The sequence below is a fragment of the Bradyrhizobium sp. USDA 4501 genome (genome assembly GCF_054062115.1).
In genome coordinates this window covers 2,269,511-2,292,284 of sequence record NZ_JBSSEX010000001.1, presented here as the reverse complement: position 1 = coordinate 2,292,284, position 22,774 = coordinate 2,269,511, and the positions used below count along the sequence as shown (strand labels likewise).

General features: G+C 58.0%; 14 protein-coding genes and 1 tRNA gene. 11 read left to right on the top strand and 4 right to left on the bottom strand.

All coding sequences use genetic code 11. The features are described from left to right. Window positions 1-217: 217 nt before the first annotated feature. From ACVWZM_RS10250 to ACVWZM_RS10235, 4 genes are all read left to right on the top strand, one after another. Window positions 218-1,096: a DUF4238 domain-containing protein gene (locus tag ACVWZM_RS10250; protein ID WP_253624813.1), complete on the top strand. Its 879-nt coding sequence runs from the start codon at window positions 218-220 to the stop codon at window positions 1,094-1,096. Window positions 1,097-1,666: 570 nt separating this feature from the next. Further along, the gene (locus tag ACVWZM_RS10245; protein ID WP_456853043.1) at window positions 1,667-2,437 is read left to right on the top strand and encodes an SDR family NAD(P)-dependent oxidoreductase; all 771 of its coding nucleotides are present in this window, start codon (window positions 1,667-1,669) and stop codon (window positions 2,435-2,437) included. A gap of 335 nt (window positions 2,438-2,772) precedes the next feature. Next, complete coding sequence (locus ACVWZM_RS10240) at window positions 2,773-3,096, top strand: helix-turn-helix domain-containing protein (RefSeq protein WP_253624811.1); 324 nt, start codon at window positions 2,773-2,775, stop codon at window positions 3,094-3,096. Next, window positions 3,071-4,348 (top strand): type II toxin-antitoxin system HipA family toxin, encoded by a 1,278-nt coding sequence (locus ACVWZM_RS10235; RefSeq protein ID WP_253626062.1) that lies wholly within the window; start codon window positions 3,071-3,073, stop codon window positions 4,346-4,348. Before ACVWZM_RS10240 ends, ACVWZM_RS10235 begins: the two co-directional genes overlap by 26 nt. A gap of 16 nt (window positions 4,349-4,364) precedes the next feature. On the opposite strand, the gene ACVWZM_RS10230 is transcribed toward ACVWZM_RS10235, so the two are convergent. Continuing rightward, window positions 4,365-4,751 (bottom strand): hypothetical protein, encoded by a 387-nt coding sequence (locus ACVWZM_RS10230; RefSeq protein ID WP_253624810.1) that lies wholly within the window; start codon window positions 4,749-4,751, stop codon window positions 4,365-4,367. Window positions 4,752-5,181: 430 nt separating this feature from the next. On the opposite strand from ACVWZM_RS10230, the gene ACVWZM_RS10225 reads away from it, so the two are divergent. Together ACVWZM_RS10225 and ACVWZM_RS10220 are read left to right on the top strand one after the other, a co-directional pair. Beyond that, window positions 5,182-5,841 carry a hypothetical protein gene (locus ACVWZM_RS10225; RefSeq protein WP_253624809.1) on the top strand — a complete coding sequence of 220 codons (660 nt, stop codon included), beginning with the start codon at window positions 5,182-5,184 and terminating at the stop codon, window positions 5,839-5,841. Window positions 5,842-5,914: 73 nt separating this feature from the next. After that, the gene (locus ACVWZM_RS10220) at window positions 5,915-6,145 is read left to right on the top strand and encodes a hypothetical protein (protein ID WP_253624808.1); all 231 of its coding nucleotides are present in this window, start codon (window positions 5,915-5,917) and stop codon (window positions 6,143-6,145) included. Between the two features lie 228 nt (window positions 6,146-6,373). On the opposite strand, the gene ACVWZM_RS10215 is transcribed toward ACVWZM_RS10220, so the two are convergent. Beyond that, window positions 6,374-6,449: transfer RNA gene (locus ACVWZM_RS10215), tRNA-Ile, on the bottom strand. A gap of 810 nt (window positions 6,450-7,259) precedes the next feature. On the opposite strand from ACVWZM_RS10215, the gene ACVWZM_RS10210 reads away from it, so the two are divergent. The 3 genes from ACVWZM_RS10210 (at window position 7,260) to ACVWZM_RS10200 (ending at window position 14,442) form a co-directional block, all read left to right on the top strand. Then, window positions 7,260-10,364 carry an efflux RND transporter permease subunit gene (locus ACVWZM_RS10210; protein ID WP_456853040.1) on the top strand — a complete coding sequence of 1,035 codons (3,105 nt, stop codon included), beginning with the start codon at window positions 7,260-7,262 and terminating at the stop codon, window positions 10,362-10,364. An 810-nt stretch (window positions 10,365-11,174) separates the two neighbouring features. Then, complete coding sequence (locus ACVWZM_RS10205; protein WP_253624806.1) at window positions 11,175-12,125, top strand: sulfite exporter TauE/SafE family protein; 951 nt, start codon at window positions 11,175-11,177, stop codon at window positions 12,123-12,125. 1,177 nt (window positions 12,126-13,302) lie between these two features. Further along, window positions 13,303-14,442 (top strand): MFS transporter, encoded by a 1,140-nt coding sequence (locus ACVWZM_RS10200; protein WP_253626061.1) that lies wholly within the window; start codon window positions 13,303-13,305, stop codon window positions 14,440-14,442. A 275-nt stretch (window positions 14,443-14,717) separates the two neighbouring features. On the opposite strand, the gene fcl is transcribed toward ACVWZM_RS10200, so the two are convergent. Both fcl and gmd read right to left on the bottom strand, forming a co-directional pair. Beyond that, the gene (fcl, locus tag ACVWZM_RS10195) at window positions 14,718-15,728 is read right to left on the bottom strand and encodes a GDP-L-fucose synthase (protein WP_456853038.1); all 1,011 of its coding nucleotides are present in this window, start codon (window positions 15,726-15,728) and stop codon (window positions 14,718-14,720) included. Then, window positions 15,709-16,794, bottom strand: coding sequence for a GDP-mannose 4,6-dehydratase (gene gmd / locus ACVWZM_RS10190; protein ID WP_456853036.1), 1,086 nt, complete (start codon window positions 16,792-16,794; stop codon window positions 15,709-15,711). Before gmd ends, fcl begins: the two co-directional genes overlap by 20 nt. Window positions 16,795-17,727: 933 nt before the next feature. On the opposite strand from gmd, the gene glmS reads away from it, so the two are divergent. Then, window positions 17,728-19,554 (top strand): glutamine--fructose-6-phosphate transaminase (isomerizing), encoded by a 1,827-nt coding sequence (glmS, locus tag ACVWZM_RS10185; RefSeq protein WP_456853034.1) that lies wholly within the window; start codon window positions 17,728-17,730, stop codon window positions 19,552-19,554. Window positions 19,555-20,727: 1,173 nt separating this feature from the next. After that, window positions 20,728-22,692 carry a glycoside hydrolase family 127 protein gene (locus ACVWZM_RS10180; protein ID WP_456853032.1) on the top strand — a complete coding sequence of 655 codons (1,965 nt, stop codon included), beginning with the start codon at window positions 20,728-20,730 and terminating at the stop codon, window positions 22,690-22,692. The last annotated feature ends 82 nt before the right edge of the window (window positions 22,693-22,774 follow it).

The following is a 22,774-nucleotide window of genomic DNA, read 5'->3' as shown; positions in this document are numbered from 1 at the left end:
TTGGAACAGGTTTGTTCTCACTACCGATCGGCACCCGGTCAACTGTCTTTCGACTTTTGATGAGGGGAGGCACCGGCCTCCCAGCATCCGCCGATGGCGGCAGTTGCGTCGCATGAGTTTAGCGTTCCATCGATGCCCCGAGGCGGTTGCTGGGCGTCATATGCATGGATCGAAGAGGGCTAGTCGCAACGCTCTGAGAAGGGGCGCTAAGGATCTGATGAACACGACGAAGAAGCAGCACTTCATTCCCGAAATGCTTTCAAAGCGCTTCGCGCGCCCAGATGGCAAGTTCTTTTTCCATGATAAAAGGTTGGACGACAATCTGATCCGGCCTTCGACTCCGAAAAACATCCTGCTCCAACGTTATCTGTATTCGCCGGCAAATGCGGATGGCGAACGGGACTTTTCCCTTGAGGAGCGATACAGCCGCCTCGAAGGAGCGGCGAATGAGCTTTTCGATCGAATTGAGCAGAAGCTCGATGAGGGAGGAAGTCCGGTACTTTCGGCCCGGAGCCGTCGGCTCCTAGATCATTTCATCTATGAGCAGTGGCGGCGCGTGCCCGATATGCACGCGCGAGTTCTGAAGCCCGAAACCTTCCGCTCCCGGGTCGAAACTGCGATAGGCGACTACGAGCGGACAAAGGGCCCTTTGCCCGAAGACGAGAAGGCCCGTCTCATTGATAGCCTCGATAACCCAGACGTCCTGAAGGAGATCCCAGGGCGTGCGCTCAGGAAGTCAAGCGGAGAAGTGCTGAGGGCCTTTCAGGAAAAGTCGCTGGTGATCGTCGAGGCTCCAAGCAATTCCGAATACATCATCGGAAGCTCGAATGTCATTAAGACGTCCAATGGTCCGAACGATCTCCACGACAGTTCGGTGGAGGTATGGTTAGCCTTTACGCCCCGATTTGCGGCAGTTCTCTGGGGGCGGGCGGACCTGCCAGCGCGGGTACTAACCGACGCCGATCATATTGGTGATGTCAACCGCGAGGTCGCAGCAAAGAGTTCGATCATCGCGAGCAAAAATCTGGCGCTGATCCAGGCATTGAGACCAGGAAGCGTCTTGCAACAACCCACTAAGCCGGGTGGTCGGGGTTGATCTCGCCGCGCACGACTAACTCGTGGCAAATAGTCAAGCACCTAGGCGACTTTGTCCCCTGACGTGTCAAGCTGTCCGCTTTCGTACTGAGCTCTAGGTCAATTGACGCTGCTTGAGGGCTGACCCGGTATTGGAGAGTCTTGGGCGTCAAAGTATTCTTCGATCTCACCAACCGCTCTCTGCTCCCATTCGTCGGCCTGTGTCAGCAATGAGATTCGTTGGACTGGGCGGAATGCTGCGGCTTGACGGCACAGCGAAGCGATTGCGCGATAGCGACCCACGTTCTCCAGAATTGCCGATCCCGTCATGTTTGATTTCCCCATTCAGCTTCGAGACGCGAACATGAGGCGGATCGATTTTCGATTGGTTAGCGGCCGGCTCGGAAAGCATCTATGGTTGGCAAATCGTTGCGATCTGAAACCTCTCTGCCCCTCAACACGGGACGTCTTACTTCCGACCGAAGAAATTTGGGGCGTGGTTGGCGTCTAGATGCGGGGCAAGTTTTGGTACGTGGCTGAAATAGCACCACGTGCTGTAGAGTGCGTTCGGAAACATCCGGAGGTGCAGCGCATGGCGATCGTATTCATTACTGGCAGTACGGATGGTCTCGGCCGGGCGGCGGCGCAGTCGCTTCTCGATCAGGGGCATCGAGTGGTGCTGCACGCGCGATCGGCGGATCGCGCCGCAGCCCTCGGAGAGTTCGCGTTGCGCTCCGAACGAGTTGTGGTTGGGGATCTGCAGAGCGGCGTCGAGACGAAAGGCATCGCGGACCAAGTGAATGCGATCGGGCGCATGGATGCGGTCATCCATAACGCGGGCGTCTACACACAGCGGAGTCGTGGTTCGACCCCGGAAGGCCATGCTGGAACGCTGGCGATCAATACTCTTGCACCCTACTTGCTGACGGCACTGATCGAGCGCCCCGCTAGACTGGTCTATCTCAGCAGCGGGCTGCATCGTGGCGGGGAAGGCTCGTTGGACGACCTCGATTGGACGAAAAGGTCTTGGGATTCGGCCAGGGCCTACGCAGAGAGCAAGCTGCACCTCGTTGCGCTGGCGTCCGCGCTGGCGCGACGCTGGCCGCGCGTCCTAAGCAACGCGGTCGATCCAGGCTGGGCGCGCACGAAGATGGGCGGCGCGGGCGCCCCGGTAGATGTCGAAACGGCTCAGAAGACGCAAGCCTGGCTGGCCGTGAGCGACGATCCGGCCGCGCTAGTTAGCGGCCGCTACTGGCATCAACTCCGGCAACAGGAGCCGGCGAATCAGGCGACTGATCCGAGCTTCCAGGACGAACTCATCGATAAGTTGGGCGAGCTGACCGGAGTTAAACTACCGGCGTAGGTAACCAGCGTGGATCTGCAAAACTACCTGTGGCGGACGTATTGCCTGCACTTGAAAAAATTCCTTGATTTTGGCGTGTCGCCGGCGCCGTCGGAGACTTTGCTCTACAGCCGTTTTGGCGGGGCGGCGGGAGCCGTGGAAGTCCATACGGACGCCGCGGTTCGCCCCGCGCTGGTCGCAGATTGCTTTAGGGAACCGTGCTTTTGGCCTAGAAGATACGTTTGAGGATCATTTCATTGTTAAATGATACGTAAACAGATCAGATCCTTGACGAGGGTGACGAGAAATGATACCTTCTCGTATCTTATAAAAGAAAAAAGATATGTAAACAGATCATGGAACGGAACTCCGAAGCAACCCAACAACTAGGACGCCTCCTCCGGGATGCAAGAAAGCAAGCGGGCCTGACTCAAGAGCAGGTGGCCGAACGAGCGGGTATTTCCCGGCCACGTTACCGCGATATTGAGCAGGGCAACGCCGCTGCGCGGGCGACCACGCTGATCAACGTCGCGCGCGCCCTCGGCATGGAGCTAATGCTGATCCCACAGGCCATGGTGCCCGGCGTCAACGCACTCCTTCGGCCGTCCGAAGACGAGGACCGACCAGCGTTCACCACCGATATGGATGATGATGATGAGCACCCGGGTCCGCGCCCCTAACACCATTCAGTCGCTGGATGTGTTCCTTAAAGACCTCAAGGTCGGAACGGTTGTGCGTACGCCGGGCGATTTCAACGCCTTCAGTCTCGATCCGGCCTATCGAGCTATGGCGAAGCCCCCGATACTAAGCCTCTCGCTCCGCTCCGCCGATGGTGGCCTTCGCAAGGATCCGAAGCCCGCAGCGCACATGCTGCCCGCGTTCTTCGCGAATATGTTGCCCGAGGACAAGCTTCGCGAGGCGATGGAAAAGCACCACGCGGGAGCAGTGAGGCAAGGAAACGATTTCGACCTCCTGGCGGCGCTTGGCGAAGACCTGCCAGGTGCAGTGCGCGTCGTGCCGAGCGACGGCAGCACCACGATAGCCGTACAAGACAATCCACGTGAGATCAAAGCGCGGTTTTCCTTGGCGGGAGTTCAGATGAAGCTCTCCGTGATGAAAAACACGGGCAAGGGTGGCGGATTGACTTTGCCTATCGGCGACGGGCAAGGTCAGTACATCGCAAAATTCCCCTCGACCAATCTTGTCGGATTGTCAGAAAACGAATTCGCCATTTTGGCGCTGTCCGAGGTCCTCGGAATGGATGTGCCGGAACGCGAGCTTGTCGAAAAATCCGATTTCGAGGGAATTCCCGAAGAATTCAATACGCTATCGACCGGCAAGGTCTTGCTGGTGAAGCGGTTCGACCGTGGGCCCAAAGGTACTCGAATTCACATCGAAGACTTCGCTCAGATCTTTGGCCGGCAGCCATCCCAAAAATACGATGACGCATCATACCACGACATCGCCTCCGCGCTGAATGTCGCGGTTTCGACCGACGCCGCACTCGAATTCGTCCGCCGACTGGCACTTGCCGCGCTCGTCGGCAACGGCGACATGCACTTGAAGAACTGGTCAACAATATATCCAGGTGATGGTTGCACTCCGGCCATCGGCCCCGTGTACGACGTCCTATCAACCACCGCTTATTTTCCGAAGGACGATATGGCGCTCTCTTTGGGAGGAGAGAAATCCTTCAAAGCGCTTACTCCGGACCGCTGGCGAAAGTTCGCCAATCGCGCCCGGCTACCTGAACCGGCGGTCATCTCGGCCGTCGAGGAGGTCGTATCGTTGGTGAACGACCATTGGTGGCAGCTCCCAGAACGGGAAGTCGTTCCGGCCGCTGTTCTTAGTAAGATCGATGCAAAAATCGAGGAGATGAGCCCGGTTCTAGATCCTGGCAACGTTCCGAGGCCTTCCCTGGCTAACCCCTAAGCTTGGTGCTGCCCATCTAGATCCGCGGTCGGGCTGATTGCGCTTCTGAACGCTCCACGTACTTTGCGTAGGCCCGGCGGATTCGGTTGTCGTCGTCTCCGCCGGTGTGGGTCCTTTCACTTCGTTCCCCAAAGGCGGCGACTGCGATCGCCGTATCGAAGACGCTTTCCACGGTGTCGCCATCACAAAAGGGGATCGCGACTGCCCCGAGATACTCGTCCCGCTTCCGCTTCTCGAGCCCCGACATCTCGTATTTCAGCGAAACCAGCACATGGATGACGTCGTCTTCGACTGCAGTCGGCTCGATCGCATAGAAGCGGTGGTCGCTTCCACAAACAAGATCAAACTGAATCGGCTTGGCGATCTTCTTCACAAAGTAGGCTGCGATATCGGTGGCTCTCATCGTCGCACTCCTGCTGCCGAAGATTCTATGACCGCATCCTGCAAGACGCGAGCGAGGAAAACACGTCGGCGATATGAAGCGTGGTCAAAACGTGCGGCCCTGAAAGGGTGGACGCGGAGACCGGCGGCGTCCCGCGCGGATCGTTAAAATTGAAGGCGTCGCGGTGAGAAATGACACCGGTACATGTCGTCGAAAATAATCCGTCGCTTTTCGAGACGATTGATGCCTGGAGCTTTCAAGGATTCGTTGACGAAGAAGCGACGGTTGCCCCGTCGGCATCGCCGTCGGCGGCCTCGACTTAATCTTCTGGAAGCCAAAGCGAGAGCAGAAACGGCACAAAGCGAGGGGGCGACGGATGCCGAGATTGGCTGATGAAAGGTTTGCGGCGCTGGTCAGGCAGGTGATGCCATCCAGGGTCGGAGGGTGGAACGTGCAGGTCGTCGACGATCACAAAGAAGCTTGTGCAATGTTCAACCGCGACGTTCTGCCCGTTCATCGGGACTGGCTAACCGCCGTCTACGACACTGGATTGCATTCTGTTCTTGAATATCATCCGTTGAGCTTGAAGAGGGTGCCGTCCCAAATTCTTCGAGGACCGGCCTCGCTTACCGTCGTAGACGTCTGGCAGGCTTGCACGGTCAAAAAGGGCTACAAAGGCCGCCTATCCGAGAAACAAGGCTTTCTGGTGCGAACCGCGAAGGGCGGTGGGGTGGCGTTCGCCAGCAATGCCGCCGCGGCGGAGATGGACGCTCTTCGCGCAGCCAGACGCGCGGTTTACGAACGGGCCCGCCAGACGCGGGCTCGGGCTCGACGGAACGAGGACTATCAAGGTCTGCTGAGCAACCGCCTTGCTCTCAGGAAATACGACGGCGCGTTCCGCGTCCCGTTGCGGGACTACGAACGGTGGCTGCCGACGCAGACGGCCGAAGCGTTCAAGCTTTACGGTGAAGACGGTGTCCCGCTTTTGGTGATCGAGCATGAGGCCTTTGATCTGGTACCCTCATTGAACGACCGGGATCTGCGGATCTGGTCTACCAATTGGACCGCGACGTCGCGCGCGCGCAGACCGAGGCAGACGACCGGTCAATAGACCAGGCATTGGAGCGGCTGGCCGAGTTGGATGCCGCTCGAGAGTAGGCGCCGGAAATGCCAGCGACGCGACGATGATCATCATCGTCGAAATGTACGAATGGGACCCAGAGAAACCTCCTAGCAGGCGCCGATCATCGGCGCCGCATGATCAGCATGGTGCTGCTGCTCGTCGGCATGTCGATGATGATCGCCACGGCATCGGCATCGTCACCGGCATCATCATCTCCAGCACTACCAGCAGCAGCACCACCACCACCGGCGGCAATACCATCCTCGCATCCCGATCGGCGCCGTCGGACTAGCCGACGGCCCAGGGGCCGCTGACCATAGTTGCGATCTCAGCGAAATCGCGCACCGTACTCACGGTGAAAGCAGCGCAGCGTTAATGTTTGGGTTCGAGATTTTCTTCCGATTTGAGGTGATCTGGCAATGACTTACGAAATCGAGTCGTTCTTAGAGCCCGGAATCGAGTCGCTCTTATAGCCCAAGCGAGTCGTTCTTAAAGTGGACCAACATATTATTAACGAAATTGGTGGGCCCGGCAGGACTCGAACCTGCAACCAAACCGTTATGAGCGGTTGGCTCTAACCATTGAGCTACAGGCCCCGCCACTAAAAGGCGGCGGCGCGGCATGCTGGCATCGTTACAGGTTGTCTGTCGCTCCCGCAAGGTTCAGTCACACTTCCGCGCCCGGGCTTCGGACTTCTCCGCATACGTTCCTTTCCCGTTCTGTAGCTCGAAGCGTGAATTCGGTCCGAAGGCCTGCTTTGGCGCAGTTATCATGTGTCGTTATGAAGGCGCGCGACGTGCGTAGAATTAGCAGGCCGCGCCGGAGCCGAGTCAAAAGATACGGTTTTCCAACCTAGCGAGCTCTTCACTGGTGTTGAGGCGGGCGATGAGGCTTCAGCGTTCCGTTTTGACAAAACCTTGGTATAGGTTTGACAGCCCATCCTATATTACCCACTCACCTTTGTAGAGTTGAGCATCCATCAGATCGTTTCTACTTTCGACATCGAAGCCGGATCATTCGAACGAGCGATCGAAGCGAAGCCTTGAGCTGGCTTGATTCCTTGCTGGAAAGTCGTTGAGTTCCATCAAGGTCTGAGGACGAAACTACATGGAAACAGGTGAGCCCAATTCCACGTCTCGAGGCGGCCCGCAGGCTGCTTAGGCGCAAAAAAGACATGGATGTTTAACTTGGGAAGTGCTCCCGCAATTCGAGGTCGCGGTCAGTGATGAGAAGGGTAGGGCCGATGTCCATCCAAGCAACCAAGATGTAAGAAGCGCAGCACTGAGCTCCCTGCTTGGGAGCGTGTGCCTTTGGATCAGGCGTTTCCAGCTCCCAAATTTTACGCGCATTAGCCGCGGGCAGCGCGACCTGCTCGCGAATTTGCGTTACCTTGAATGCGAGTCGAGATGGCATTTACCGAACTTTTCATCAAACGCCCGGTGCTGTCCGTCGTCCTCAGTCTCCTGATCCTGCTGATCGGACTTCGCGCGGCCGCCGTTCTGCCGATCCGGCAGTATCCCAAGCTGTCCAATACGGTCGTCAATATCACGACTTCCTATCCTGGCGCCTCCGCCGACATGATCCAGGGGTTCATCACCGCTCCACTGGAGCAGGCCGTCGCTTCCGCCGAGGGCGTCGACTACATCACTTCCTCATCGGTACTCGGTACGTCGACGATCCAAGTCCACATAAAGCTGAATTTCGATCCCAACGAGGCGCTCACCGAGGTGCTTTCTAAGGTCAACTCAATCAAATATTTAATCCCGAAGGAATCAAACGATCCAGTCGTCACTAAGGCAACGGGTCAGGCCACCGCTGTCATGTATATCGCTTTCTCCAGCGAGGAACTGACGGCCAGCGCGATTTCTGACTATCTCTCGCGCGTCGTGCAACCGGTTATGTCAACCGTTGACGGCGTCGCCGCGGCAGACATCCTGGGCGGCCAAAGTTTTGCGATGCGGCTATGGCTCGATACGGCGAAAATGGCAGGGCGCGGCGTCTCGCCGGCTGATGTTTCGGCTGCAATCGCCGCCAATAACTTCCAGGCGGCGGCCGGCCAGACCAAGGGATATTTCACTATCTCCGACGTCACGGCAAATACCGACCTACGGAGTGTAGATGACTTCAAGCGCATGATCGTTAAAGCCAATGATGGTGGCTTTGTGCGCATTGAGGACATTGCGACAGTCGAGCTTGCCGCACAGACGACAGACGTCAGTGCCGTCATGAACGGCGAGCACGCGGTCGTCATCGGCGTGCAGGCGGGTCCACAAGGCAATCCGCTGAACATAGTGCGAGGTGTTCGCGCGCTGTTTCCAGAAATGGAGCGTAACCTGCCGCCATCGCTCAAGATGAAAGTGGCCTACGATTCAACGAAATTCATCCAATCGTCGATCGATGAAGTGGAGAAGACGCTCATCGAGGCCATCGTGATCGTGGTGGTGGTGATCTTCCTGTTCCTGGCCTCGCTGCGATCGGTCGTCATTCCCGTCGTCACCATTCCGCTGTCGCTCGTTGGCGTCTGCAGCTTGATGCTGGCGCTGGGGTTCTCATTCAACCTCCTGACCCTGCTTGCGATGGTGCTCGCGATAGGTCTTGTGGTCGACGACGCGATCGTCGTGGTGGAGAACATCCATCGTCATCTAGAGGAAGGGGCGCCGCCCCTGCAGGCCGCCACGAGGGGAGCGCGCGAGATCGTGGTCCCCGTTGTCTCCATGACGATTACGTTGGCGGCCGTATACGCCCCCATCGGCTTTCTCGGTGGCCTCACCGGTGCGCTGTTCCGCGAGTTCGCGTTCACGCTGGCCGGGGCGGTGATCGTGTCTGGCGTGATCGCTTTGACGCTGTCGCCGATGATGTGCTCGGTCTTTCTAAAGAGCGCCGGGGAGGGGCGGTTTGCAAGATCCGCGAACCGCGTGTTCGCTGCCATGACATGCTGGTACGGCCGCAAGCTTGATCGCTCGCTCGACTATCGCCCAATTACCTGGCTGTTTGCGCTGACCATGCTGGGCCTTGTCGGCTTTCTCTATGTGCATACCTCTAAGGAACTTGCACCCGAGGAGGATCAAGGTATCGTATTCGTACTCACGAAGGCGCCGAAATATGCCAATATCGACTATCTCGACTATTACGGTGCCAAGCTCGAAAAGGCATTCCGGAAGTTTTCCGAGACCGATTTGAGCTTCGTGCTCAACGGAAGTGGCGGCTCGCAATCAGGCATGGCCGGAATGTTGCTGAAGCCATGGGACGAGCGCAAGCGATCATCGATCGTGCTTAGGTCCCTTGTTCAAGCTGAGCTGTCGAAAATCGAAGGCATTAACGCATTTGCTTTTAGCTTACCGGCGCTTCCGGGCGGATCGGACGGCCTGCCCGTTCAGATGGTGATCAATTCGACGCTTGGCTTCCAATCCGTCTATGAGCAGATGTCGAAACTGAAGGACGCCGCGCGCAAGAGCGGTCTGTTCATCGTTAGCGACTCTGACCTCGAATTCAACCAGCCGGTGGTGCGAATCAAGGTCGATCGGTCCAAGGCCAACGATCTTGGCATCACCATGCAGAATATCGGCGACGCGCTCGCCACCCTACTTGGCGGAAACTACATCAATCGCTTCAATCTGCAGGGCCGCTCCTACCAGGTGATCCCGCAGGTGCCGCGCGAGAAACGCATGGCCCCGGAAGCGATTGGGAACTACTATGTAAAGACTGCGACGGGCTCGATGCTTCCGCTATCTACCGTCGTCTCGGTCGAGACTGCGACTGATCCGAACGCGCTCACCCACTACAACCAGCTCAACTGCGCGACCTTTCAGGCCGTGCCGATGCCTGGGGTCACGATCGGTCAAGCCGTGGACTTTTTGGAAGCAGAGGCAAAGAAGCTGCCGGCGGGTTTCAGCCACGACTTCCTTGCCGACGCGCGGCAATATGTGCACGAGGGTGACCAACTTGCCATCACCTTCGCATTTGCACTGATCGTCATATTCTTGGTGCTTGCGGCGCAGTTCGAAAGTCTGCGCGATCCCCTCATTATTATGATCAGTGTACCCATGGCAATTGTCGGCGCCTTGATACCACTATTCTTTGGCTGGGCGACGATGAACATCTACACTCAGGTCGGGTTGCTGACGCTGGTCGGTTTAATTTCCAAGCACGGGATCCTGATGGTTGAGTTCGCCAACGAGCTGCAGCTCAAGGAGAGACTTGACCGTCGCTCGGCGATAGAGATGGCGGCTCGCGTCCGACTTCGTCCAATCTTGATGACGACGGCGGCGATGGTCACAGGCGTGGTACCTTTGTTGGCGGCAACAGGAGCTGGCGCCGCGAGCCGCTTCTCGATTGGGCTGGTGCTCGTCGCGGGCATGTCTATCGGCACGCTGTTCACGCTCTTCGTCCTGCCGGCGGTCTATGTCGCGATCGCCTCCGATCACCGTGTCGATGCGAGTGCCGGTCACGCGAAGAAGGGCGCCAAGTTCGACCTCACCAGCGCTGCCGAGGCCCAGCCGGCCGAGCAATAACGCCAGGATCAGGCCGGATTGACTGATTACTGCTCTCGGTAGGGACGTTTCTTGCCAAACGTGGTAATGCTGCCCGAAATTCGGGGCGGGACCAAAGGACGGTCTCTCGTGGCGGCGCTCCTCTCGACCCATCGTTCGCCCGCGGCAAAGGACTGCCTCATAGAGGGGAAAGAAGATCATTTCAAGGTGTCGGCGTCGTGAACGGCGGAGCCTCAGGAGGGGCGTAACGCTCCGTTGCATCGAGATCTTCGCGCCATTGCCGCCGAGGTTGCCGCGCATCGGGCTCTCGAAGAACACGTCAACAATCCGCTGTTGCTTCGCCACGATGAATTGCCGCATGTTCACCGCAGCCGAACGTTGGCCCACCGCGCCGCGCGCGGAGAGAATTAATGCGTTCTCGAGCAGAAGACAGCTTTTCTATCATCCAAATTGCTCTTGAAAGAGAATTTGCTTTCTTTCGTCTGGCCGCGTTGAATTGCTAGCTGAAAGAGATGAACTCCGGTCTGATCCGCCTTAGGGTGCTACCGCAAGTGCAATTCTGTGGGATTGGAGAACTGGTTGTCCGCACTTATACGGATGCTGACGCTGTTGCGATTTCGATACGAAGGCCATTGGTTGAGCAAACTGAGGCGCATGGCTGGGTGATTTAGTTAGGTAGCGGGGAGTACAGCGCCGCTTATTGTTGCACAACTGCAGCCCGTAACAGGGAGCGAATGTAGAAGCTCTGCACTTGACCACGGCCGTCGCCATTATCAAGGCGGCCGGAGCTCGTAAGCGAGTGGTCAGAATCTTTCGCAATCTTGAAGACCAATGTTTACGCCTGATTCCCTGGCGGGATTGGACGCCCTCTGGCGTGAGAAAGTTAAGGAAATGCCTGGGTTTGATGCTTCTATCTGGTTCCTGGCTGCAACGACGTGTTTTGCGGCTTTCGTAAACGGAGCCATTGGCTACGGTTTTTCGTCGCTCACTGTGCCGCTTGCGCTGGTTTTCTACACCAATCGCATTCTCAATCCTGCCATCGTCATCGTCGAAGTCTTCGTCAACGTCTACGTGCTCCTCATCAATTTGAAGGGCGTACCGGCGGTTTGGAGACGCGTGTTTCCCATCTTGGTTGGGCTCTTGCCAGGCATTGCGCTTGGCGGCTATGCATTGGCTTCACTGCAGCCAGGCTGGATCAAATTCGCCACCTACACGATCATTCTTCCCTTGATCCTGCTGCAAGCCGCCGGTTGGCGCCGCCCTATCGAAGCAAGCTGGCTGATCGGTCTGCCATTCGGATCGATGCTGGGCATCCTCTATTCGGTGACGACTATCTCCGGCCCGCCCTTGGCGATGCTGTTTAACAATCAGGGCCTGGTCAAAAACGAATTTCGCGCCGGCCTTGCCCTGGTGCGCGTGGCGGAATCGAGCGTGACCGCTTTCGTCTATTACAAGCTCGGTCTGTTCATTTCCGAAAGCGGCAGTCTTCTCCATGTCTTAGTACCCAGCGTTGTGCTCGGCATCCCGCTGGGATCCTACGTCATTCGCCGACTTGATCCGGAGATATTTCGACGCATCTGCATGAGCTTCGATGCTTGGATCGTGGGCTTCGGTTTGTCACGGGTTCTGATCGAGCTCAATCTAGTGCAGAGCGCATGGGCTTATAGCGTGATGGCCGCGACGATATTGATCGATCTTTGGTTGCTATACTCGTTCCTTACCACGCGCCGTTCGAGCTGGTCAGAACGGCGACCTCGGCAAGGTGCGGGTATAAGCGCTTGAACGATGCCAGCGGGCCCTTGATGTCGAAGGCACCCGTCCTGGACCTGGCCAAGCGATCGCGGAGCTAATTGAATTGATGTGCTCGCGGCGCCGCGCTGCCCCTTTCGGTGTCGACGAGAACGACATGGACATCCAGCTGATTGCTCCAAAGACAACACAGCGCACGAGCCAGATATCCAATATCAGAGGAAAGCCCAGAACATTTGGAGGCTGATGTTCTTGCCGTTCCACTCGAAATGGTGGTGATCTTCGTCAGTGCACACTAACCTTGAAAGACCGGATCACCCGAAATGCGAAGACATTTGGCACGGCGTAGGGGATCACCAGCCTGAAGCCGGGAATAAAAGGAATTTCACAAGTATTGGACCGGCATTGACGGCTTGCGCGCGACCGCCATCCTATCGGTCATCGCCTTTCACTAAGGCTCAATCGTCCCCGGCGGCTTTATCGGCGGAGAGGTCTTTTTCGTCATCAGCGGGGACTTAATTACGTCCCAGCTCGTCCCAGAGATCCCCGCGCACACGTTCAGCCTGCTCAGCTTCTACCATCGTCGCACTCGGCGCAATCTCTCCCAGATAACGAGATGGCAATTCGCTGAGATCATTGGGCTGACGGAAGCGCTTGCGCAGAAGCCAGATGCACGGCCCGAGGCGTCGCGCACGCCGCACGAATGAAGGGGGCCTTGGCCTCCGCGACAGTGCCGAATAAAGCTAGGTGTTGATCTGGAAGCCCGCTCTGGTGATGCGCGTTGTATTGATCTTGCAACCAGTGTCGTTGCTTATGATGAGAGCTTCCGGATTGGCTGAAAAGGGATGTCATAAAAACTGACGACCGTGTTCGAGGTGAATCAGCGCATGGAAGGGCGCGCTGGGCTTTGTATGTTTTCCGACAAGGATCCTTGAGCTTTGCGCTCCGTCGGGTACCAGCAAAGACGATTGTCACTCGTAGGGCTGGTTTATCCCAGAAAGATTGCGCGACACGCCGGATGGTGATCGACAATTACTCTCATTTGACGTTCGCGCGCCAGGACTTGGGCCCGTTTTGCGACGGCATAGCATTTGCAGAGATGAAGATCGTCAACTTGAGGCCGTCATCATCGAGCTTCGGGCCGCTTGCAGGCGTAGCGCAGGGATGAGGTGCGCTGCGCTCGCGAGCCGTTCTCTCAGGAGTGCCTGTGATACCATCTGCCAATTGGTCTGCGGGCCTGCTCGGGACGCGGCTCGCATTTTTTGTGGCCGGCTTCGGCCTCGCGGCCTGGGCGCCTTTGGTGCCGCTCGCGAAGGAGCGGCTTGGGGTGGATAACCGCGTGCTCGGTCTTCTGCTACTCTGTCTCGGAGCGGGGTCCGTCATCGCTATGCTTTTGACCAGTGTGTCGAATGCGCGGTACGGCAGCAAGCCCATCATCATCGCGGGTGGGCTTGGCATCTCGCTCATCCTGCCGTGGCTTGCAGTTGCCGGCACACCTCTCAGCCTTGGTGCCATGCTGTTTGCTTTCGGTGTTTCACTTGGTTCGATCGACGTAGCCATGAATATTCATGCGATCGAATTGGAGCACGTCACAGGACGTCCATTGATGTCCGGCTTCCACGCCCAGTACAGCATTGGCGAATTCACCGGCTCTGCCGCGGTGACCTCGTTCCTTTCGCTGCAGCGTGGCCCGCTTATCTCGACGTTGGTCTGTTCGGCCTTAATGATGATCGCGATTATGTCAGCATGGCCGCGGCTGCTCGCCATGAGTTTGAAACCGCAGGAACCGTTGTTTGTCTTGCCCAATCGCAGTGTGTTGCTGGTAGCCGTACTCGCGGCTGTCACCTTTCTCGTCGAAGGTGCAATGCTTGATTGGAGCGCTTTGCTTCTCGTTGGGCAAGGCCTCCTCGCAGAGGCGCACGGCGGCCTTGGTTGTATGCTCTTCTCAATTGCGATGGCCGCAGGCCGTCTCAGCGGAGATACCATGGTAGCTCGGCTCGGCGACCGTACCACATTGATGCTCGGGACCGTGCCAATTTTGACCGGCTTCTTGGCCGTGGTGGCCGCGCCGATTGCGTTGATTGCCATGGCGGGGTTCGTGCTTATTGGATTGGGTGTTTCAAATGTTGTACCCGTACTGTGTCGACGCGCCGGCAAGCAGAGAGTGATGCCCGTAGGCGTTGCGATTGCAGTCATCACCACAGCCGGGTATGCGGGTATACTGGTCGGTCCCGCCAGCATCGGGCTCGTCGCACACATGGTCGGCTTGCCGTTAGCGTTCGCGATGTTAGGCGTGCTCATGTGCATCGCGACGCTGTCGGCGCGGATGGTGATGGCAGAGTCTCTCTAAACGTCGGCTCAGAGGGAATAGCGACGCGCGTCGAGCTAATGACCGGTCGCAAGGCGGCGTTCGTGCCGACCGTCGATAGCTCGCAACTTGATGGCTGTGGAAAGCACGTCGATCATGCCTCTGTCCCTGCAAGTCGGCCGGCTGAGCCGCAGCTTTGACATACCGGATCACTCGGCGTTGGGCGTCCCACCGAGCATTGTTGTTAACGAACTGGGTTGACTGCGCGGCGAGGTTGATTATCTGCGTGAGTGGTTAGCCCGGCTATGTTGGGACATTCACCGCCGAGTATTCTGGGATCGGCCCTGCGCCCGCTTGTCGGGACACGCGGTTACTCTGGCCGTCCATCTGCTGTCGGCGAGATACGCCCGATACGCCAACTGAATGCCCTCCTGCAGTGAGGTCTGGGCGCGCCAGCCGAGCCTGCCCAGTCGGCTGACGTCGAGCAACTTACGCGGCGTGCCGTCCGGGCGCGAGGTGTCGAAGCTGATCTCGCCGCGAAAGCCGATGGCGGCCGCGACCAACAGGGCGAACTCGGCGATGGTGATATCTTCGCCGGTGCCGATATTGACCAGTTCAGGGGAGGAATAGGTCTTCATCAGATGGATGCAGGCGTCGGCGAGATCGTCGACATAGAGGAATTCGCGGCGTGGCGTGCCGGTGCCCCACACCACGACGTTGGTCGCGCCCGAGACCTTGGCCTCGTGGAAGCGGCGGATCAGCGCGGCGACGACGTGGCTGTATTCGGGGTGATAATTGTCGCCGGGACCGTAGAGGTTGGTCGGCATCACGCTGATGAAATCGGCGCCGTACTGGCTGCGATAGGCCTCGGCCATCTTGATGCCGGCGATCTTGGCGATCGCATAGGGCTCGTTGGTCGGCTCCAGCGGCCCGGTCAGCATCGAATCCTCGCGCAGCGGCTGCGGTGCGAGGCGCGGATAGATGCAGGACGAGCCGAAGAACATCAGCTTCTCGCATCCATTGGCGTGCGCCGCCTGGATCACGTTGGTCGAGATCGCCAGATTGTCGTAGAGGAATTCGGCGCGTAGCGTGTTGTTGGCGACGATGCCGCCGACCTTGGCCGCGGCAAGGAACACGGCCTGCGGCCGTTTCGCGGCAAACCAGGCGTTGACCGCGGCCTGGTCGCGCAGGTCGACCTCGCTGCGCGAAATCGTCAGGAGATCGGCCTGTTCGCGCGCCAGCCGGCGCATCAGCGCCGAGCCGACCATGCCGCGATGGCCGGCAACGAAAACCGTCTTGCCCTTCAGTTCAAACGCCGTGCTTGCCATTGGCCGCATCCTGCCTGGCCTCGACGAGATCGCTTTCGACCATTTCCTTCACCAGTTGCGCGAACGGCGTCTTCGGCGCCCAGCCGAGCTTGGCGCGCGCCTTGCTGGCGTCGCCGATCAGAAGATCGACCTCGGTCGGGCGGAAATAGGTCGGATCGATCTGGACCAGGGTCTTGCCCGACGCCTTGTCGATGCCGACCTCCTCGACGCCCTTGCCGCGCCATTCGATGCTACGGCCGACCTCGGCAAACGCCAGCTCGACGAATTCGCGGACCGACCGCGTCTCGCCGGTCGCGAGCACGAAGTCGCCGGGCTCGTCGATCTGCAGGATCCTGTGCATGCCCTCGACATAGTCGCGGGCGTGGCCCCAGTCGCGCTTGGCATCGAGATTGCCGAGATAGAGCTTGCTCTCCAGGCCGACCTCGATGCGGGCGATGGCGCGGGTGATCTTGCGCGTCACGAAGGTCTCGCCGCGGATCGGGCTCTCATGGTTGAACAGGATGCCGTTGCTGGCGAACATGCCGTAGGCCTCGCGGTAGTTTACCGTGATCCAGTAGCCGTAGAGCTTGGCAACGCCATAGGGCGAACGCGGATAGAACGGCGTGGTCTCCTTCTGCGGCACCTCCTGCACCAGCCCGTAGAGCTCCGAGGTCGAGGCCTGATAGAACCGGGTGTCCTTCTCCATGCCGAGGATGCGGATCGCTTCCAGCAAGCGCAGCACGCCGATCGCGTCCGCGTTGGCGGTGTATTCCGGGCTTTCGAAACTGACCTGGACGTGGCTCTGGGCGGCCAGATTGTAGATCTCGGTCGGCCGGATCTGCTGCATCAAGCGGATCAGATTGGTCGAATCCGTCATGTCGCCGTAGTGCATCAGGAACGGCACATTGCCGGCATGCGGGTCCTGATAGAGATGATCGACGCGCGCGGTGTTGAGCGAGGACGACCGGCGCTTGATCCCGTGGACGGTGTAGCCGAGACCGAGCAGATATTCGGCGAGATACGCACCGTCCTGCCCGGTGATGCCGGTGATCAGCGCAACGCGCTGCTTCGAATCCTGAGTCGCCATGGTCTCTCTTAGCTACGCTGGAAAGAAAGCTTCCCTTCGAATCGTACTTTGCGAAACGGGCTTCTCGAGAAATCCGCCGGCGCACTTCACCCGCAATCAGAGGAAGCCGATCGTTAGATCTAGTCATACACATCGTGCAGAAATGCACACTATATACATTGATTTATATCGTGCTGGAGGGGGAATACCATCGAGCTTCAAAATGAAAGCCAACGACCATCGCAGATGGCGAACCCCGTTATGTGCATACGTCAATGAGAGAGCCCGAAAGTCCGAAAGTCCGTGTTCTCTGTCTTTCATTGGGTGCGTGCATTCGCTCGGTGTGGCGATGGCGCAAGAGGGTGACTTGCTCAAGCCGCGGTAGTCGATGCATTCGTCTGAACTCTGGCACGTAAGCCAGAGCACGGCGAAGCCCGCGCATCAACAACATTAGCTCTACAAAATGCCCCGATCCTTCTTCTGAACGGAACCCATAGTCTGGGCGGCAGGATCATCGACGATGATCATCGCTCTTCTGCTGACGGCCCGCTGTCGTAAGCGGCGAATGGTCGACGCGAGCACGAAATGTGAGAATGCAGCAAACGTTGGTATAGTTCTTCGAACAAGTTCGATATCGAAAGCTTACGTTCGTACAATGGAGCTTCGGTGGCAATCAATTAGTCTCATCCCGACCAACATAGCTGGAAACCGTCAGAGGCTGATGAGCCTATTACACCAGCGCGACAAACCCTAGAACGGTTGCGTGAATGCGAGAGCAGGACGTTGTAAGGTGACGCCACACTACTTGCACGACGTATCCTTGCGGCGGCCTCGTTCGGCAATGACGCCATCGTCGCTATCCAGCGAAAGTCAGTTTTTGTCGAAAGCGAATTTCATGACCAGATTTCCTGTCGGGGACGTCGGGCTCTTTGAACTTGGGCGGCATTAATCGATATGTGTGGAATTGTCGGCATCTTGGGGCGTGGTCCGGTCGTGGGGCAGTTGGTCGCTTCGCTTAAGCGATTGGAATATCGTGGCTACGACTCCGCAGGCCTCGCGACGCTCGAAGGGCTACGTATCGAGCTCCGGCGGGCTGAAGGTAAGCTGAGAAACCTTGAGGAGCGGCTGCGCTATTGTCCGCCCGAGGGTCATGCCGGTATCGGTCATACCCGCTGGGCGACTCATGGAAAACCGACCGAGAGCAATGCTCATCCGCATGCGACGGAAAATGTCGCGGTCGTTCATAACGGGATCATTGAAAACTTCCGCGAGTTGCGAGCCGAGCTGGAGCGGGATGGGGCCAACTTCCGCTCAGAGACGGACACGGAGGTGGTGGCGCATCTCGTCGAATCTTATCTCAAGAATGGCTACTCGCCGCAGGATGCAGTACAATCGTCGCTCCCGCGGCTGCGCGGAGCCTTCGCGCTTGCATTCCTCTTCAAGGCCCACGACGACCTTATGATTGGTGCGCGCAAGGGATCGCCCCTCGCGATCGGACATGGCAACGGCGAAGTGTATCTAGGATCGGACGCGATCGCGCTCGCGCCGTTGACCGACACCATTACCTATCTTGAAGACGGCGACTGGGCCGTCCTTACCCGCGCGATCTGCGTGATCTATGGCGCAGACGGCTCCGTCGTCCAGCGGGAGACATCAAAGCCTGGCGTATCGTCACTCCTTGTGGATAAAGAGAACTATCGCCATTTCATGGCCAAGGAAATCCACGAGCAGCCGAGAGTGGCCTGCAAAACACTGGCGCATTATCTTGATAGCGCAGGCGAGCGCGTAGCCCTGCCGCTCACATTGCCGTTCGATTTTAACTCCATTCAGCGCATCTCGATTACCGCATGCGGAACGGCAAACTATGCCGGTCACATCGCCAAATACTGGTTCGAGCGGTTGGCTCGCTTGCCTGTCGAGATCGATGTAGCCTCCGAGTTCCGCTACAGGGAGGCGCCTTTGCGTCAGGGCGATCTCGCGATTGTCATCTCGCAGTCCGGCGAAACCGCTGACACACTAGCTGCGTTGCGATACGCCAAGAGCCAGGACCTGCACACGATATCTGTGGTCAACGTCCCTACGTCGACGATTGCGCGCGAGAGCGAATCCGTGCTGCCGACGCTGGCGGGGCCAGAAATAGGCGTCGCTTCTACGAAGGCATTCATCTGCCAGCTGATGGTATTGGCGGTGCTTGCCGTCGCAGCAGGAAGAGAGCGCGGTAAGCTGTCAGAGATCCATGAATCGAAGCTCGTGCGCGAGCTCATCGAAGTGCCGCGGTTGATTGCTGCGGCGCTGTTGACCGAGCCGCAGATCGAAAAGCTCGCGGGTGATATCGCCAACTCGAGGGACGTGCTCTATCTCGGTCGTGGCACGTCGGCCCCCCTGGCGTTGGAAGGCGCACTCAAGTTGAAGGAAATTTCCTATATCCACTCAGAAGGTTATGCCGCCGGCGAGCTCAAACACGGACCGATCGCCTTGATCGATGAGGCCGTGCCTGTGGTGATGATTGCGCCTTACGACGAGCTCTTTGAGAAGACCGTATCGAATATGCAAGAAGTTGCGGCTCGCGGCGGCAAGATCATCCTGATCACCGATGCGAAGGGCGCTTTGGAAGCGACGCTGGACACACTCATGACCATTGTGTTGCCGGAGACGGTCGCGAACTTTACGCCGATGATCTATGCCATTCCGCTTCAGCTCTTGGCTTACCATGCCGCCCTCATAAGAGGTGCGGACGTAGATCAGCCACGTAATCTCGCCAAATCGGTGACCGTCGAATGAAACCGCAGTATTAATGTCGGAGCCTCTCGCCTCGGCATGGGGGTGTTGGATTTGCGTTCCGTTGCGTTGGTTGTGGATGACGGAGCGGACAAGTCCTTGATCTAGTTGCATCCGAAGTTGCTCGTAGTTTCTGCTGGTTGCGCGCTCAGGCAATGCTGTCGCCTTCGCCTCGGGCTCCGCTGATCGGCCGGACGGGTGGGCTTCGAAGGAGAACGATCCCGGCATCAACGGGTCAATCAATAGACCGATCAGCTGGACGAGCAGATTCGATCTTGCTTGGGTCATCATCGTAGCCCTGACTAACGCGATCGGAGCGAGGGCTACCGTTCCACAAGGCTAAATCAGCCTGAAGCCGATTCAGAACCGATGCTCCGTATCCTCGCGCCCTTGCCAAAGCCGACGAGCAGACCGGCGTAGAGATCTTCGGGCTGCTTCGTTGCGGCTAGCTCATTGGCAGCGCGTAGGCGCGGCAACTTACTGTTTTCCATATGCCAGCATGCGCGCCATGTCGGCCGACTTGAGCATGCGCTTCGACCCGTCGGAATTGCCTAGGATTAACGGCCCAGTTTCTCCGTTGAATCCTGCGTAGCGGCTGCCCATTCGATCCGACTGGGGTTCACGCGCCCTGCGCGGCCCTCCCACCTGCCACGCGTCATCAAAGGACTGTTTGAAACCGGACATTCCCGCGCAGCGTATTGAAGGCTCGAATCAGGTGCGGGCGGCTGGTCGCGACGAAGGGAGCGGCGTTCCGGCTGTATCTGCGGCCGGCGAGGGTCGTGGGCTATTATCTGCCCGGGGACAGCCGACCGGTTCGTGTACCAGGATCGACCCAGCGCCGCGGCGATGCGGGATTTAGCTCGACTGGCAAATCCGGTTGGTGGACCAGCGATCGCAACGGATGCTTATCGCAGAGCCGCAGATCGGATCGACCAGAAGAACAGTCCTCATTCTCGGCATAGGAATTGCTGGCCCGCTCCTCGAACGAGCCGCTGCCCGCCCATGTCTGGTCGTACGACGCCGCAGGAGAACCCTCTCCATTTCTGTCACTGCAACGCTCGCTTCGGGAATAGGACTGTGCAGCCGCAAACCTCTGGGCCGCAACCCCAGCAACGCAATCATGGTGAGTCGGCTTGCCTTGCTAGGCGTCCTTCCGACCCACCAGGGAGGAACGAAATGAGTGAGCGGAATGTTGCCGAAATCGATCTTCACAACCTGCACGTCTTGGATCCGCTGATTGGGAAATGCCAGCAGTTGGTAAGGGAAGTGGCAATTCCCTACCAATGGGAGGTGCTGAACGATCGCAATCCCGAGGCGATACCGAGCCACGCGGTGGAGAACTTCCGCATCGCCGCAGGAGATGCGAGAGGCGAGTTCCATGGAACGGTTTTTCAGGACAGTGACGTCGCAAAATGGCTAGAGGCGGTTGCTTGGTCACTATGCCAGGCGCCCAATCCAGAGCTGGAGAAGGCTGCCGACGAGCTGATTGAATTGATTGCAACCGCCCAATGTGGCGATGGCTATCTTAACACCTATTTCATACTGAACGCGCCTCGGGAGCGCTGGAGCAACCTAGCAGAGTGCCACGAGCTTTACTGCGCCGGCCATTTGATTGAAGCGGGTGTCGCTTTCTTTCAGGCGACGGGCAAACGGCGATTGCTCGAGGTTGGTTGCAGACTTGCTGACCACGTCGACACAGTTTTCGGCCCGGAGCGCGATCAGCTACATGGCTACGATGGCCACCCGGAAATTGAACTTGCGTTGGCGCGCCTCTACGAAGTGACGCATGAGCAGCGATATCTCACGCTAGCCAATTTTTTCGTGGAGCAACGCGGCTCGGAGCCACATTTTTACGACATTGAGTACGAGAAGCGCCGGCAATCCTGCGCCACCGAATCAGGCGGCCCGCCCTGGATGTTAAAAAACAAAGCATATAGCCAAGCGCATTTGCCACTTTCCAAGCAGCGGACTGCCACCGGCCATGCGGTGCGCTTTGTATACCTTATGACCGGGGTAGCGCATCTTGCGCGTCTGCGTCAGAACGATCAGCAACGTCAGATTTGCCTACGGCTGTGGCAAAACATGGTGCAACGCCAGTTCTATATCACCGGAGCCATCGGCTCGCAAAGCGCGGGCGAAGCGTTTAGCTGCGACTACGATCTGCCGAACGATACTGCGTACGCGGAAAGTTGCGCGTCCATTGGAATAATGATGTTCGCGCGTCGTATGCTGGAGATGGAGCTGGATGGTCACTATGCCGACGTGATGGAACGCGCGCTCTACAATACCGTTCTCGGCAGTATCGCATTCGACGGTCGTCATTATTTCTATGTTAACCCGCTTGAAATGCATCCAAAAACGCTGAGGTTCAATGGCATTTATAATCATGTCTCGCCAGTGCGAAGGCCCTGGTTTGGCTGTGCGTGCTGTCCACCGAACATCGCACGGCTTTTCGCATCGATAGGTCACTATATCTATACGCCTCGCGCCGATACGCTCTATGTAAATCTCTACGTCGGCAATAGGGTGGAAATATCGGTCGGCGGGGCTAAGCTGCGACTGCTCATGAGCGGCAACTATCCCTGGAAAGACGAGGTGGAGATCGCCGTCGAATCTGCACGGCCAATCTCTCACACGCTCGCTCTGCGCCTACCACAATGGTGCAGCGCGCCGGCGGCGAGCCTGAACGGGGAGCGTATCAATTGCGAGCCGCGAAATGGCTATTTGCACATTCACCGGACATGGAGGCAGGGAGATCGCGTCAAACTATTGCTGCCGATGCAAGTGCGTCGCGTCTACGGCCATCCGCAAGTTCGTAATTTGGCCGGCAAGGTGGCCATAGAGCGTGGCCCGTTAGTTTATTGCCTTGAGGAAGTCGACAACGGGACCGAGTTACACAACGTTTGGCTTCCTGCAGACAGCCGGTTTTCGCTTGTCGACGGAACTGGTCTCTTCAAGGGCAAGATTTTGCTGCAGGCTGACGGAGTGCGACTGCAACACACGCAATGCGAAGAAGCGGAACTTTATCAGTACGACAAGGTGCCTGGACAGCTAGAACCGCAGCGGTTGACATTCATTCCGTGGTTCAGCTGGGCTAACCGCGGTGAAGGCGAAATGCGGATTTGGATAAATGAGCGTTGACGCTGACGAAGGGTGCGCTTCTACGAGTCGTAGTTGGATAAGCGATATCGCCGGTCAAAGCCTGGACGTCGTCAATCTATTT

What these genes read in the sequence shown, in the direction of transcription:
- ACVWZM_RS10205 (WP_253624806.1), top strand. Translation starts at nt 11,175, where the DNA reads ATGTTTACGCCTGATTCCCTGGCGGGATTGGACGCCCTCTGGCGTGAG.
- ACVWZM_RS10250 (WP_253624813.1), top strand. Translation starts at nt 218, where the DNA reads ATGAACACGACGAAGAAGCAGCACTTCATTCCCGAAATGCTTTCAAAG.
- fcl (WP_456853038.1), bottom strand. Translation starts at nt 15,728, where the DNA reads ATGGCAAGCACGGCGTTTGAACTGAAGGGCAAGACGGTTTTCGTTGCC.
- ACVWZM_RS10180 (WP_456853032.1), top strand. Translation starts at nt 20,728, where the DNA reads ATGAGTGAGCGGAATGTTGCCGAAATCGATCTTCACAACCTGCACGTC.
- glmS (WP_456853034.1), top strand. Translation starts at nt 17,728, where the DNA reads ATGTGTGGAATTGTCGGCATCTTGGGGCGTGGTCCGGTCGTGGGGCAG.
- ACVWZM_RS10240 (WP_253624811.1), top strand. Translation starts at nt 2,773, where the DNA reads ATGGAACGGAACTCCGAAGCAACCCAACAACTAGGACGCCTCCTCCGG.
- ACVWZM_RS10245 (WP_456853043.1), top strand. Translation starts at nt 1,667, where the DNA reads ATGGCGATCGTATTCATTACTGGCAGTACGGATGGTCTCGGCCGGGCG.
- ACVWZM_RS10235 (WP_253626062.1), top strand. Translation starts at nt 3,071, where the DNA reads ATGAGCACCCGGGTCCGCGCCCCTAACACCATTCAGTCGCTGGATGTG.
- gmd (WP_456853036.1), bottom strand. Translation starts at nt 16,794, where the DNA reads ATGGCGACTCAGGATTCGAAGCAGCGCGTTGCGCTGATCACCGGCATC.
- ACVWZM_RS10210 (WP_456853040.1), top strand. Translation starts at nt 7,260, where the DNA reads ATGGCATTTACCGAACTTTTCATCAAACGCCCGGTGCTGTCCGTCGTC.
- ACVWZM_RS10230 (WP_253624810.1), bottom strand. Translation starts at nt 4,751, where the DNA reads ATGAGAGCCACCGATATCGCAGCCTACTTTGTGAAGAAGATCGCCAAG.
- ACVWZM_RS10220 (WP_253624808.1), top strand. Translation starts at nt 5,915, where the DNA reads ATGATCATCATCGTCGAAATGTACGAATGGGACCCAGAGAAACCTCCT.